Origin of the sequence: Micromonospora sp. DT62 (genome assembly GCF_049847285.1) — a bacterium.
Lineage (GTDB): Bacteria > Actinomycetota > Actinomycetes > Mycobacteriales > Micromonosporaceae > Micromonospora > Micromonospora reichwaldensis.
Genome location: NZ_JBNCOB010000012.1, coordinates 91,397 through 104,542, shown reverse-complemented (window position 1 = coordinate 104,542; position 13,146 = coordinate 91,397). Strand labels below are relative to the sequence as shown.

General features: G+C 75.2%; 13 protein-coding genes and 1 pseudogene. 11 read left to right on the top strand and 3 right to left on the bottom strand.

The features are described 5' to 3' along the window. Positions 1-20: 20 nt before the first annotated feature. The 8 genes and pseudogenes from ACPXCB_RS18395 (at position 21) to ACPXCB_RS18360 (ending at position 6,684) form a co-directional block, all read left to right on the top strand. Positions 21-818 (top strand): alpha/beta fold hydrolase, encoded by a 798-nt coding sequence (locus ACPXCB_RS18395; protein WP_425876879.1) that lies wholly within the window; start codon positions 21-23, stop codon positions 816-818. Next, positions 811-1,389 carry a TetR/AcrR family transcriptional regulator gene (locus ACPXCB_RS18390; protein WP_425876878.1) on the top strand — a complete coding sequence of 193 codons (579 nt, stop codon included), beginning with the start codon at positions 811-813 and terminating at the stop codon, positions 1,387-1,389. Before ACPXCB_RS18395 ends, ACPXCB_RS18390 begins: the two co-directional genes overlap by 8 nt. Before the next feature lie 708 nt (positions 1,390-2,097). Continuing rightward, positions 2,098-3,315 (top strand): hypothetical protein, encoded by a 1,218-nt coding sequence (locus ACPXCB_RS18385; protein ID WP_425876877.1) that lies wholly within the window; start codon positions 2,098-2,100, stop codon positions 3,313-3,315. 56 nt (positions 3,316-3,371) lie between these two features. Then, positions 3,372-3,536, top strand: a pseudogene (locus tag ACPXCB_RS18380) (ABC transporter ATP-binding protein); the annotation flags it as partial. A gap of 293 nt (positions 3,537-3,829) precedes the next feature. Then, positions 3,830-4,039: a helix-turn-helix domain-containing protein gene (locus tag ACPXCB_RS18375; protein ID WP_007465625.1), complete on the top strand. Its 210-nt coding sequence runs from the start codon at positions 3,830-3,832 to the stop codon at positions 4,037-4,039. A gap of 216 nt (positions 4,040-4,255) precedes the next feature. Next, positions 4,256-4,357 carry a 30S ribosomal protein bS22 gene (locus ACPXCB_RS18370; RefSeq protein WP_007465623.1) on the top strand — a complete coding sequence of 34 codons (102 nt, stop codon included), beginning with the start codon at positions 4,256-4,258 and terminating at the stop codon, positions 4,355-4,357. Positions 4,358-4,477: 120 nt separating this feature from the next. Then, the gene (locus tag ACPXCB_RS18365) at positions 4,478-5,551 is read left to right on the top strand and encodes an NAD-dependent epimerase/dehydratase family protein (protein WP_425876876.1); all 1,074 of its coding nucleotides are present in this window, start codon (positions 4,478-4,480) and stop codon (positions 5,549-5,551) included. A 260-nt stretch (positions 5,552-5,811) separates the two neighbouring features. Beyond that, entirely contained in the window at positions 5,812-6,684 is an 873-nt protein-coding gene (locus ACPXCB_RS18360) for a lysophospholipid acyltransferase family protein (protein ID WP_425876936.1), read from the top strand. Between the two features lie 46 nt (positions 6,685-6,730). Here ACPXCB_RS18360 and ACPXCB_RS18355 read toward each other — a convergent pair whose 3' ends face one another. From ACPXCB_RS18355 to ACPXCB_RS18345, 3 genes are all read right to left on the bottom strand, one after another. Further along, positions 6,731-7,606: an HAD family hydrolase gene (locus ACPXCB_RS18355; protein ID WP_425876875.1), complete on the bottom strand. Its 876-nt coding sequence runs from the start codon at positions 7,604-7,606 to the stop codon at positions 6,731-6,733. 127 nt (positions 7,607-7,733) lie between these two features. Then, positions 7,734-8,618, bottom strand: coding sequence for a DUF5667 domain-containing protein (locus ACPXCB_RS18350; protein ID WP_425876874.1), 885 nt, complete (start codon positions 8,616-8,618; stop codon positions 7,734-7,736). Positions 8,619-8,908: 290 nt separating this feature from the next. Continuing rightward, positions 8,909-9,868, bottom strand: a complete 960-nt coding sequence (locus ACPXCB_RS18345) for an ECF subfamily RNA polymerase sigma factor, BldN family (RefSeq protein ID WP_425876873.1) — start codon at positions 9,866-9,868, stop codon at positions 8,909-8,911. A gap of 555 nt (positions 9,869-10,423) precedes the next feature. Between ACPXCB_RS18345 and ACPXCB_RS18340 the strand changes: the two genes are divergently transcribed. The 3 genes from ACPXCB_RS18340 to ACPXCB_RS18330 are packed head-to-tail and all read left to right on the top strand — an operon-like array spanning position 10,424 to position 13,062. Further along, positions 10,424-12,145, top strand: a complete 1,722-nt coding sequence (locus ACPXCB_RS18340; protein ID WP_425876872.1) for an AMP-binding protein — start codon at positions 10,424-10,426, stop codon at positions 12,143-12,145. Beyond that, on the top strand, positions 12,138-12,389 hold the full coding sequence (locus tag ACPXCB_RS18335) for a glutaredoxin family protein (RefSeq protein WP_121399981.1): 252 nt from the start codon (positions 12,138-12,140) through the stop codon (positions 12,387-12,389). Before ACPXCB_RS18340 ends, ACPXCB_RS18335 begins: the two co-directional genes overlap by 8 nt. 22 nt (positions 12,390-12,411) lie before the next feature. After that, positions 12,412-13,062, top strand: a complete 651-nt coding sequence (locus ACPXCB_RS18330; protein WP_425876871.1) for an HAD family hydrolase — start codon at positions 12,412-12,414, stop codon at positions 13,060-13,062. Positions 13,063-13,146: the final 84 nt, after the last annotated feature.

Sequence of the window (13,146 nt, the reverse complement as noted above, 5' to 3'; positions counted from 1 at the left end):
ACTACATTAGCTTTTCAGTTATGACAGTTAGCTATGTGGAGCGGGACGGCGGGCGGATCGCCTACGAGGTGCACGGGCAGGGGCCGCTCGTCGTCCTCTCGCACGGCATGGGGGAGAACCGCGGCTCCTTCCGCCACCTGGTCCCGCTGCTCGTCGCGGCCGGGCACCGGGTGGCGTCGGTGGACGTCCGGGGGCACGGCGCGTCCAGCGCCGGCTGGCCGTCGTACGCCCCGGCGGAGGTCGGCGCCGACCTGCTCGCGGTGGTCCGCGACCTCGGTGGCGGACCGGCCACCCTCGTCGGCAGCTCGTCCAGCGCGGCGGCCGTGGTCTTCGCCGCCGCCGACGATCCCGCCCTCGTCAACGGCCTCGTCCAGCTCGCCCCGTTCGCCGAGGAGCCGAAGCTCAACCCGTTCATGCGGGTGGCCCTGGCCGCCGTGCTGCGCAGTCCCCGGCTGTTCGGGCTCTTCCACCGCACGCTCTTCCCGTGCGACCGGCCGGCCGACGATGCGGCGTACCGCAGGGCGATGGTCGCCATCCTGCGCGAGCCCGGCCGGATGGCGGCGATGCGCGGCGTGATCGCGCCGGCCGACCCGCACTGGACCGCGCGAGCGCGCGAGGTCCGGCAGCCGGTGCTGGTGCTGATGGGCACGAAGGACCCGGACTTCCGCGATCCGGGTGCCGGGGCGCGGGCGGCCCGCCGGCTCTTCGCCACCGCCGAGGCACGGATGATCGACGACTCCGGCCACTACCCGCACGCCGACCAGCCGGCGCGCACCGCCGCCCAGCTCGCCGAGTTCCTGGCGGTCACCGGTGCCTAGGGCCGGCCTGACCCAGGCGAGCGTGGTGCGCGAGGCGGCCCGGCTCGTCGACGAGGTCGGCGCCGACCAGCTCACCCTCGCCGCGCTGGCCAACCGGCTCGGCGTCGCGCTGCCGAGCCTCTACAAGCACGTGCGGGGGGCCGACGCGCTCGCCCAGAAGCTCTCCGCGCTGGCCACCGCCGAACTCGCCGACGAACTGACCGCCGCCGCCGCGGGCCGGGCCGGCGGGGACGCCCTGCGCGCGGTCGCCGCCGCCTACCGGGCGTACGCGCACCGGCACCCCGGTCGCTACCCGGCCACCCAGCGGGTGCCGGACCCGGCCGACCCGGAACACGTCGTCGCCGGCGAGCGGGCCGTGGGGGCGATCCGGGCCACCCTGCGGGGCTACGGGCTCGACGGCGACGACGCCGTCGACGCGACCCGGATGCTGCGTAGCACCCTGCACGGATTCGTCTCGCTGGAGGCGGCCGGCGGGTTCGGCCTGCCCCGCGCCGTCGGCGCCACGTTCGACAACCTGGTCGCCGCGCTGGACGGCACGTTCCGGTCCTGGCCCCGCGCGGACCGCAGCTGATGGCCCTGGGTCTGCTGTCGCTCTTCCCCCTGGAACTGGCCGTGCCGGCCGTCGGCGGCCGGTGGGGCTGACCCTGGACGCGGCGACGCCCGTCCGGGTGGGTGCCGCCGTCGCCGCACCGCTGCCTCCCGCCGCGCTCCGGGCTGCCAGGCGGCGTGGCTCGCCGGGCCGTGGTCGCCCGGCCGGCCCGATGGTCGTACCCTTCGGCGGGTGACTGACGGGCAGCCCGGAACGGACGGCCGACCGGTGACGGACGGCACGCCGGCCGCCGCGACAGAAGAGGCCGAGCCCACTGACGGCGCCGGGCCGGCTGCCAAGGCCGAGCCGGCTGACGGCGCTGAGCCCACTGACGGGGCCGAGCCGGCTGACGGCGCTGAGCCCACTGACGGGGCCGATCCGGCTGATGGCGCTGAGCCGGCTGAAGGTGCCGAGTCCCTTGTCGAGGCCGAGTCCGAGGTTGAGGCTGAGCCCGCCGAGAGGGCCGAGCCGACTGGCTCCGCCGCGCCCGCCGCGCCCGCCGAGGGGGCCGAGTCGGCTGGCCCCGCCGAGTCCGCCGCGCCCGCCGAGTCCGAGATTGAGGCCGAGCCCGCCGAGCGGACCGAGCCCGCTGGCCCCGCCGGGAGGGCCGAGCCCGCCGCGTCGGCCGTTCCGGTGGCGGTGGGCAGCGAGCGGCCGTCGCGGCGGATCCGGCCGCTCGGGGTGGCGCTGGTGGCGGTCGTACTGCTGCTGGCCTGCGGCCTGCCCGCGGCCCTGGTGGCCGGCCTGGTGCGTGCCGGTGACCCGCCGGCCCCGGGGGCGTCCGCCGCGCCGGCCGGCGACCCCGCCACCGCGGCCGCCCGCCGGCTCGGCGAGCGGATGACGGCGGAACTGGCCCGGCAGTCCGCCGCCCTGCTCGGCGGGGACCGCGTTGGGTTCCTGGCGGTCGCGGAGCCGGTCGCGCATCCGGACCTGCGCCGCCGGTACGCCGCGCTGCGCGCGCTGCGGGTGACCGCCTGGCAGGCCGGCGCCAACGGACTGCCCACCCCGGTCGAGGGCCGGCCCGGCGAGTGGCGGTTGCTTGTCGAGTTCCGCTACTGCTTCGTCACGCCGGACTGCCGCACCAGCCGCGTGCTGACCGGCACCCGGTGGCGGGAGGGGGAGCGGCCCCGGCTGCTCGCCGTGGAGCCGTCCCGGTCCGCCGAGACCGGCACCCGGCCCTGGGAGGTGAGCGAACTGGCCGTGGCCGTCGGTCGGCGTACGCTCGTGGCCACCACTCCCGCCCTGCGCAAGGAACTGCCCGACCTACTCGCCCAGGCGGAGGCCGCCGCCCGGGTCGCCGACACGTACGCCGTGGGCGGCCGCACGCCGGACCGGTACCGGATCTTCTACGCGGGCCGGGGCGAGTGGCAGCGCTGGTACGGCGGCGGCCGGCCGAAGTGGACGGGCGGGTACGCGGTCACGGTCGGCGGCGGCCACCACGAGGTGGTGCTCAACGCCGACGGGCTCGTCGCCGGCGGGATGGACGACCTGCTCCGGCACGAGCTGACCCACGCCGCGTCCCTGCCGGAGCGGGGCTACCCGGGCAAGGGCACCTGGTGGCTGGTGGAGGGGCTGGGCGAGTACGCGGGCGCCGACGGCGAGCCGATCGACCGGTACGCGGGACTGGACGAGGTGCGGCGCCTGCTCGGCGGCTGGGACGGCCGGCTCGACAGCCTCAGCCCGGCGGACGACGCCCCCGCCGACCGGGTCAGCGGCAGCTACGGCGTCTCCTACCTGGCGGTCCGGCACCTGGTCGACCGGTTCGGCCCGGAGCGGCTGCTCGCCTTCTTCGCGGCCGTGGTGCACGAGCGCACGCCGGTGGACCAGGCGGCCGAGCGGGTCCTCGGCGGACCCTGGTCCGCCCTGCACGACGAGTGCGTCGGGTACGTCCGGGGTGTGGTCGGCTGACGGGCCGGGCGGCGCCGTGGCTCCCGCTGACGCCGGTCCGGGCGGCCCCCGACATTCATGATCGACCGCTGTCGGGCCGCGCCGGGCGACCTGACACACTGGTGCCCGCTCCCAGCGCGGAGCCCCGGTCCGCGTCCGGAAGCGGCCCGGGGCACCCGTCCGGTGGCTCCGGTGGCGCCACCGGAGCCACCGGACGCCTTCCGCGCGGCGGCCCGGTGCCGACCGTCGCGGCGTCCACGTGCGTCGGGCAGCGTTCCGACCGCCCCGGACCGGGCGGCGTGTTCCGGACCGGGCGGCGTGTTCCGGACGGGGACCGATCGGACGCCGGGCGCAACAGGTTCGACAACGAACCGACCGGTCGGGTGGACACCGGCGAGAATCATGATCAGTTGTACGAAGGGATCGCGCCGGTCACAGCCGTCCCGCTACCGTACTGGTAACACGCGCGTCGCCGGTCCGGGCGGGACGAACCCGTCCGGTGGCACGCGCCGGGCATGGGATTGGTCGGTGAGCCATGGCCGGGTCGCAGTCCGACGGACGGCTGTCGGAGGTCAAGTTCCTCACCGTCGCCGAGGTGGCGACGGTGATGCGGGTGTCGAAGATGACGGTCTACCGCCTGGTGCACAGCGGTGAGCTCACCGCGGTCCGGGTCGGCCGGTCGTTCCGGGTGCCCGAACACGCGGTGCACGAATACCTGCGGGGCGCCTTTCAGGAAACCGCCTGACCCTCCCGCGGGCCGTCGTTCAAGCACGACGTAACGGGCATCGACGGGGGCGCGTTGGTCCTGCTGACGCTCTCCGGCTACCCTGGACCCCGACCGTGACCGCTGGTACGCCCTGCCGCTTACCCCGCTGGTCCGGTCCGTTGTCCGCAAGCGGTCGCCGACGTCACATCGTGGCGTCATCCGGTCGCCCCGCACGTTGCATCGAAAGGCTTTCGTATGGGCTCGGTGGTCAAGAAGCGCCGCAAGCGCATGGCTAAGAAGAAGCACCGCAAGCTGCTGCGCAAGACCCGCGTCCAGCGTCGCCGTCTCGGCAAGTGACCGGGGCCGGGTCCCGGCCCGGCTCCCGTCGTCACTTGCCAACTGTCGACCCTCGGAGGCTCAGGTGATCACGCCGCGGATTTCCCGGTTCGATCCCTCCTGCCGGGGAAGGTGCGCGACATGACCCCCGGTGGCACCCCAGGTGCCCCGGGGGTCGTCGTCGTCACCGGGGTCAGCCGCTACCTCGGCGCGCACGTCGCGGCCCGGCTCGCGGCCGACCCCCGCATCGAGCGGGTCATCGGCGTGGACCAGCCCGAGCCCGGCGCCGAGTTCTCCGACCTGCTGGACCGGGTCGAGCGCGTCCGCGTCGACGCCGGCTCGCTCGGCGGCCTCCTCGCCGACCTCGACGTCGACGCGGTGGTCCACCTCGCGCTGGTGACCTCGCCGGACCCGCAGCACGGCGGCCGCTCGGCGATGAAGGAGCAGAACGTCATCGGCACGATGCAGCTCCTCGCCGCCTGTCAGCGCGCCCCCCGCCTGCGCAAGCTCGTGGTCCGTTCCTCGACGGCCGCCTACGGGGCGTCCTTCCGTGACCCGGCCGTCTTCACCGAGGAGACCGAGCCGCGCGAGGTGCCACGCGGCGGGTTCGGCCGCGACATCCTGGACATCGAGGGGTACGTCCGCGGCTTCCGCCGCCGCCGGCCCGACGTCACCGCGACCGTGCTGCGCTTCGCGCCGTTCATCGGCTCGACCGCCGACACCACCCTCACCCGCTACTTCTCCCGGCCGGTGGTGCCCACCGTGTTCGGGCGGGACCCCCGGTTGCAGTTCCTGCACTTCGACGACGCGCTGGAGGTGCTGCACCGGTCGATCGTCGAGGACCATCCGGGGACGTACAACGTGGCCGGGCCGGGCGTGCTCTCCCTGTCGCAGGCGATCCGGCGGGCCGGCCGGGTGGCCGTGCCGGTGCTGGAGCCCGGCCTCTCCAGCGCCGCCGCGATCGCCCGCAACCTCGGCTTCGGCCGCTACGGCCTGGACCAGGTCGACCTCTTCGTGCACGGCCGGGTCGTCGACACCAGCCGGCTGGAGCGGGAGTACGGCTTCACGCCCCGCTCCACCGCCGCCGCCTTCGACGACTTCATCCGCGCCCACTACGGCGGTGTCGTCGTGAACCGGGACCAGTTGGCCGTCGCGGAGCAGCTCGTGCTGGACGGGATCCGGCAGGTCCGGGCTGCCGTGCGGGAGGGCTCGTGAACGGGCCGGAGGAGCGGCGCGACGGCCGCTACGACGTACCGCTGACCGTGGCCGCGCCGGACGCGGAGCCCGCGCGGGCGAACGGACACCATCTCGGCAGGCCCGACGAGCCCGACACGTCCGCCACCGACGAGCCGGTCGCGCACGACGCGCCGGCGACCGCCGAGGAGCCCGACCCCGGGGCCGCCGACGAGCCGGCCGCCGCCGTGGCGGACCGGGCGCCGGGCGGCACGGGACCGGGCGGGGCGGCACCGGCTCCGGTGGCCGGGCCGGCGGTGTCGGACCGGCCCGGCGACCACTGGGACCGCAAGGTCGCCCAGGGCCTGGCGTTCCTGCGTCGTCGGCTCTCCGGCGACTACGAGGTCGACGAGTTCGGCTTCGATCCCGACATCACCGACGCGGTGTTCCACCCGCTGCTGCGGATGCTCTACCGCGACTGGTTCCGCACCGAGGTCACCGGCCTGGAGCACGTCCCCGCCGAGGGTGCCGGCCTGGTGGTCGGCAACCACTCGGGCACCGTGGCGCTGGACGCGCTGATCCTCTCGGCCGCGCTGCACGACCAGCACCCGGCGCGCCGCTACCTGCGGCTGCTCGGCGCCGACCTGGTCTTCCGGATGCCGGTGGTCTCCGAGCTCGCCCGCAAGACCGGCGGGACGGTCGCCTGCAACCCGGACGCGGAGCGGCTGCTCGGCAACGGCGAGCTGGTCGGCGTCTTCCCCGAGGGCTTCAAGGGCATCGGCAAGCTCTACTCCGAGCGCTACAAGCTGCAACGCTTCGGCCGGGGCGGGTTCGTCTCGGCGGCGCTGCGCACGGGCACCCCGATCGTGCCGGTCGCCATCGTCGGCGGCGAGGAGACCTATCCGATGCTCGCCGACATCAAGCCCCTGGCGCGGCTGCTCAAGCTGCCCTACTTCCCGGTCACGCCCACGTTTCCCCTGATGGGGCCGCTCGGCATGGTGCCGCTGCCGAGCAAGTGGCTGATCGAGTTCTGCCCGCCGATCCCCACCGCGCACCTGATCGACTCCGCCGACGACCCGCTGGTCGTGTTCAACCTCGCGGACCAGGTGCGGGAAACGATCCAGCAGACCCTGCACCAGTTGCTGGAGCGGCGCCCGGACCCGTTCGGCCCCTGAGAATGCGGCCGGCCCGCGTCGCTGACGGCGCGGGCGGCCGGTGCCGTCAGCCGTCGCGGCGGCGCCGGTGCAGCGCCAACCCGGCGCCGACCGCCCCGGCGACCAGGCCGGCCGCCGCGGTGGACGGTACGGCGATCTTGACGGCGCGGCGGCCGGTGCGGAAGTCGCGGACGTCCCAGCCGCGCTGCCGGGCCTCCCTGAACAGGGCCGCGTCCGGGTTCACCGCCACGCCCCGACCCACCATGGAGAGCATCGGCAGGTCGTTGCACGAGTCGCTGTAGGCGGTGCAGCGGCGCAGGTCCAGCCCTTCGACCGCGGCGAGCTGGGTGACCGCCTCCGCCTTGGCCGGGCCGTGCATCAGGTCGCCGACCAGCCGACCCGTGTACGCGCCGTCGACGATCTCGGCGACCGTACCGACCGCGCCGGTCAGGCCCAGCCGCGCGGCGATCACCCGGCCGATCTCCACGGGCGCGGCGCTGACCAGCCAGACCCGTTCGCCGGCGTCCAGGTGGCGCTGGGCGAGCTGGCGGGTGCCGGCCCAGATCCGGGGCGCCATCAGCTCGTCGAAGATCTCCTCCGCGAGGCGCTCCACGTCGTCCACCCGCCAGCCCTCGACGAAGGCGAGAGCGGCCTCCTTGGCCTGCGACATGTCGCCGGCGTGCTCGGTGGCGAGCAGCCGGAACCGCAGCTGCTGCCAGGCGAACCGGGCCAGGTCCGTGGTGGTGAAGTAGTCGCGCGCGGCGAGACCCCGGGCGAACCAGTAGATCGACGCGCCCCGCATCATCGTGTTGTCGACGTCGAAGAAGGCCGCCGCGGTCGGATCGGGTCTCGGGGGAGCGAGGGGCGCGAAGTCGGTCTCCGCCCAGCCGGCGGTGTGACCGTGGGCGTCGGTGCTGACGGTCACCTTGCGGCTGCGGACCACGCGACCTCCCTCCGCTCGACTGGCGCGACGTGTGCCTCCGCGAGGGTAGCCGGGCGCGCGTGGCGGACGGCCGCTCATGGGGAGAACTGTGGCGTGGACGTCTCGGCCGGATCCGGCCGACGCCGGGTCAGCGGTCGCCGGGGCAGGTGGCCGGGGCCGGGCCGAGGGCGTCGCTGCCGACGGGTGCGGGTTCGCCGCAGGCGATCGCCGCGCGCAGCGCGTCGGAGCGCTTGCGGGCCGCGTCGAGCAGGGCGAGTGAGCGGCGGGTCCGGTCGCGGTCGGCCCGGCTGGCGTCGTCGAGGAGCCCGCCGACCGCCCGGCGCTGGCCGGTGAGGAAGGAGTTGACCGCGTCCAGCGCCGCCGGGTCCGAGCGCTGCGTCGCGGCGGTGGTCAGCAGGCGTACGCCCTGGCGGGTGTCCGCGTCCATGTCGTCCAGCACCGCGCTGAAGCCGTCCTCGTTACCGCGCAGCGCGGCCGCCTCGGCGAGCCGGGTACGGGCGAAGTCCAGGAACAGTTGGCCCCGGCTGACGTCGGAACTGGCCAGCGCGAGCTGGGCGCGTTCGGTGGAGCGCTTCATGCCGTACAGCGCGTCGCCGGGGACGGCGTTCTCGCTGGCGGCCGAGATGCCCGAGAGGGCGACGGCGCCGGCCGCGACGCCGACCAGGATGGCGCCCCGGGCGCGGGCCCGGCGGGCGGTCACCGCCGGCAGCAGCCGGTTGCGGCCGGCGTCGGCGGCGGAGCGCCGGGACGACGGCTCGCTGGTGACGGCGGCCGGGGCACCGATGCCCTCGCGTTCGGCCGTGGCCAGGAGCATGGCCCGCAGTCCGGTGCGGAACTCCGGGTCCACCTCCACGGCGGGCGGGGCGGCGGGCAGCCGCTGACCCACCGCGACGAGCGTGGCCAACTGGTCGTCGGCCCGGGAACGGACGTGGTGTCGCCGGCCCCCGTTGGCCTCGTCGAGAAGCTGCGCGAAGCGCTCCGCGCGCCGACGGGAGAAGAGGTTGCTGTCCACCGCGGGCACCTCCTCTCGCTGGTCGCGACCGGTCGGCCGCTGTCTTCGACAGCGACCGGTGACGGCGGGACACCACGGACGAAGGTCGTGGCCGGCCGCGCTGCCGGACCTCGGGGGCCCGGGGGATGCCGGGGCTACCACCGGTCGCACCCGGAGAAACGGTCCGCACCGGACATGGGTTACGGGGCCGGCGGAGGCGAAATCACGGAAAGTGATCGCTGCCACGGGGTCGCGACGCCACGGACCCGCGCGTACATCGGATCGATGCACGGCGTTCTTCCCGCCCGGGACTACGGTTGGAAGCCGTCCGGCAGCAGCCGGGCCAGCGCTCGTACCGCGCGGTACTGGAGTGCCTTGATCGCGCCCTCGTTCTTGCCCATCGTGCGGGCCGTCTCGGCCACGGAGAAGCCCTGGAGGAAGCGGAGGACGATGCACTCCTGCTGCTCCGGGTTGAGCTGCTTGACGGCGCTGAGCAGGGCCACGTTGGTGATGTGCTCGACGACCGCCGCCTCCGGGCTGCCCTCCGGGCCCCGGTCCTCGCGGTCGGCGTCCAGCACGTCCCCGGTGGTGACCTCCAGCCGGTAGCGGCCGGACTTGAAGTGGTCCGCCACCAGGTTCCGGGCGATGGTGACCAGCCAGGCGCCCAGGTCGCGCCCCTGCCAGGTGAAGCTGCCGATCCGCTTGAGGGCGCGCAGGAAGGTGTCGGAGGTGAGGTCCTCGGCGAGTTGCCGGTTGCCCACCCGGAAGTAGACGAACCGGAACACGGTGTCGACGTACCGGTCGTAGATCAGCCCGAACGCCTCGGACTCGCCGGCCTGGGCCCGCTCGACCAGCCCCCAGACCTCCGTGGCGGGGTCGGACGGGTCCGGACGGCTGGGGAAGCCCGTCGAGGTGTTGACCGGCGCGACGGCGGCCGGCACCGCCGGGAGCACTGCCGTCTCCGCGCCCGACTCGTCGGGCGCCTTGGCCGGCTCCGTGGTGCGGCGGCCCTGCGCCGGCATGGTGGGCCGGGCAGGGACGGCGACCCGGCCGCCGGCCGACTTGGCGTTGCCGCCCGGTGTCGCGGAGCGGGGCGGCGGTTCGTTCTGGTGTGGCCGGCTGCGGGTCCGGCTCGACGTGCCCTCCCCCCGGACGGCGAGGCTGCCGGTGTCGTCCAGCGGACCCCGGGCGGCGGGCCGTTCGTTGAGCGGGCCGCGGATCGCCGGGTTGGTCAGGCCGGCCGGCCGTTCCGCATATCCGAAGGTGGTCACCGCGCCGCCTCCGTCCCGCCGGCCGACCACGCCGGTCGGCGCGTCGCCTTCGTGGCCCGGCCGGCTGGGCCGGGCAGGGCTGGCTCGGGGTGTGCCGACGGGCGGCAGATCCCCTTGAGGTGCTGGTCCAATGCGCTCACAGGCACGGGGGCCTCCTCGGGCTGAGGGGTGTCGACTCACGGCAAATGGGGTGAGCCGACCCGAGTGATGATAGGGCCAACGTCACCCACGCGTGGCAAGTCCGTTACACAGGGCGGAAGTATTTCCCGCCGCGCCGCACCCCTGGCGGACCGGTTGTCCGTCGTGTGCGGTTGACTTTCGGATTACCTCGTGGTTACGAAAGAAATTCCAGGTCACCGTGCATGTCGCGGGGCCGGGCGGATCGGCGGCGCGGGTGTCGACCCAGGACTGTCCGGCGTGCCCGGTGCGTCCGGGCATGTCCTGTGGACGGGACCGTCGCGTCCCGCCCGCGCCCACCGGACAAGTCCCGTCGACGGGACTTGTCCGGGCCGCCGTTCCCGCCCACCGGGGTACCCCCTTCGGCCTCCGGCGGGCATGGCCCACAGGCCCCGCGCTGTGCCAGACTCAGCCACCGTGCAGGACGCAACCGACAGCTCCGCCTCGACCCTCGTCGAGCGGCTCCACCGGGCGGCCGCCGCCCACGGCGACCGACCCGCGCTGCACTGGCGCGAGCGGACCGTCACCTGGTCCGAACTGGACGCGTCGGTGACGGCCACCGCCCACGCCCTGGCGGCCCTGACCGGGCGACCCGGCCCGACGCCGGGAGCCGCCGACCCGCACCCGCCCCGGATCGCCGTCGCGCTCGGCAACTCGCCGGACTTCGTGGTGAGCTGCCTGGCCGCGCTGCGCGCCGGGCTGGTCGCGGTGCCGGTCAACCCCGGCCTCACCGCCCCCGAGCTGCGGCACGTGCTGGCCGACTCCGGCGCCTCGGTGCTGATCGGCACCGAGCGGGTACGCGACCTGGTCGCCGACGCCGCCGGGGACCTGCCCGCGCTCGTCGCCGTGCACACCGCGCCGCCCGTGGCCGACGCCGGTCACCCGTTCCCCGACCGGGGCGGCGACGACCTGGCGCTGCTGCTCTACACCTCCGGCACCGAGGGGCGGCCGAAGGGCGCGATGCTGACGCACCGGGCGCTGGCCGCCAACCACGAGCAGGTCGGCCGCATCGACCCGCCCGTCGTCGGCCCGGACGACACCGTGCTGCTGGCGCTGCCGCTGTTCCACGCGTACGGGCTGAACGCGGGCCTCGGCGCGGTCGTCCACCATGGCGCGATCGGGGTGCTCGTCGACGACCTCGGCTCCGACGCGGGGCTGGCCGTGATCGCCCGGCACCGGGTCACCGTGCTGGTCGGCGTACCGTCGATGGTGGCCGCCTGGTCCACGGCGGACGCCGCCGCCCTCGCCGCGGCGATGACGTCGGTCCGGGCCGTGGTCTGCGGCGCGGCGCCGCTGGAGCCGGCCGTCGCGGCCCGCTTCGCCGAGGTCGCCGGCCGCCCGGTGCACGTCGGGTACGGCCTCACCGAGACCGCGCCGGTGCTCACCTCCACCCTGGTCGGCGGGGAGCCGAAGCCCGGCTCCATCGGCCGGCCACTGCCCGGCGTCGAGTTGCGTCTGGTCGGGACGGACGGGGCCGACCTGTGGCGCGACGGCGTGGCCGAGCCGGAGGACGACGCCGACGAGCTGGATCTCTCCGACGTCACGCCCGGCACCGACCCGGGCCAGGTCGTGGTGCGCGGGGCGAACGTCTTCGCCGGCTACTGGCCGGACGGCCGGGGCGGCCCGGACGCCGACGGCTGGTGGCCCACCGGCGACGTGGCGTACGCCGACTCCGACGGCGACCTCTTCCTGGTGGACCGGATCGGCGAGCTGATCCTGGTCAACGGCTTCAACGTGTACCCGCACGAGGTCGAGCTGGTGCTCTCCGCGCACCCGGGGGTGGCCGAGTCGGCGGTACTGGGTGTGCCGCACCCGCGGACCGGCGAGACTGTCCGGGCGTACGTGGTGCCGGCGCCGGGGCGTCCGGTGACCGGTGAGGAGCTGCTCGCCCACTGCGCCCGCAACCTGGCCCGGTTCAAGTGCCCGACCGCCGTCGAGTTCGTCGACGAGTTGCCGCACTCGGTGATCGGCAAGGTGCGCAAGACCCTGCTCCGGACGGCGTCGTCCCCGGCGTCCACGGTGCCGTCCCCGGCGGCGTCGCCGGAGACCCGCCCGCCGGCCCCGGCCGGCGCCAGCACGACGGAGGAGACCGATGCGTGAGCCCCGACTCACCCTGATCACCCGCCCCGGCTGCCACCTCTGCGACGAGGCGAAGCTGGCGCTGGACCGGGTGGTGGCGGTCACCGGGGACCGGTGGACCGAGAAGGACGTCACCGACGACATCGAGCTGGAACGCGAGTACGGCGACCGGCTGCCCGTGGTGCTGCTCGACGGCAAGGAGCACGGCTACTGGCGGGTGGAGGAGGAGCGGCTGCTGCGGGACCTGACCACGCCGCAGCTGTGACGCCAGGCGTTAGGGTGCTCCGATGACCCCTGCGCGCAACCACCTGGTGTGGGACTGGAACGGCACCCTGCTCAACGACCTGAGCCTGGTGGTCGCCTCCACCAATGCCGCCTTCGCCAGCGTCGGCGGGCCCGCCGTGACCGCCGACGAGCACCGCGTGCGGTTCCGCCGGCCGATCGCCGACTACTACGCCGAGGTGCTCGGTCGGGCGGTCGACGACGACGCGTTCGGCCGGCTGGACCGGATCTTCCACGACGCGTACCGCAGCGGGCTGACGACCTGCGAGCTGGCGCACGACGCAGGCGTCGCGATGGCGGCCTGGCCGGGCAGCCAGTCCCTGCTGTCCATGTGGTTCCACGAGGAGCTGGTGCCGACCGTGCACACGTACGGGCTCGCCGGGCACTTCGTCCGGGTGGACGGGCTGCGGGCGACCGTCGGCGGCGGCCGCAAGGCCGAGTCGCTCCGGCGGCACCTGGCCGAGCTGGGCGTGGACGGCCGGGACGTGGTGCTCATCGGGGACTCCGTCGACGACGCCGACGCCGCCGTGTCGGTGGGTGGCCGCGCCGTCCTCTACACCGGCGGGTTCACCGACGCGGCACGGCTGCGCGCCGCCGGCCACCCGGTCGCCGACACCCTCAGCGAGGCGGTCAGCCTGGCGGCCACGCTGCCCTGACCGGGGCTGGACCCCGTCCGTGCGCTCGCGGCAGACCGCCCTCCGTCCGCGCCCCGGCGGCAGACCAGCCCCCGTCCGCGCGCT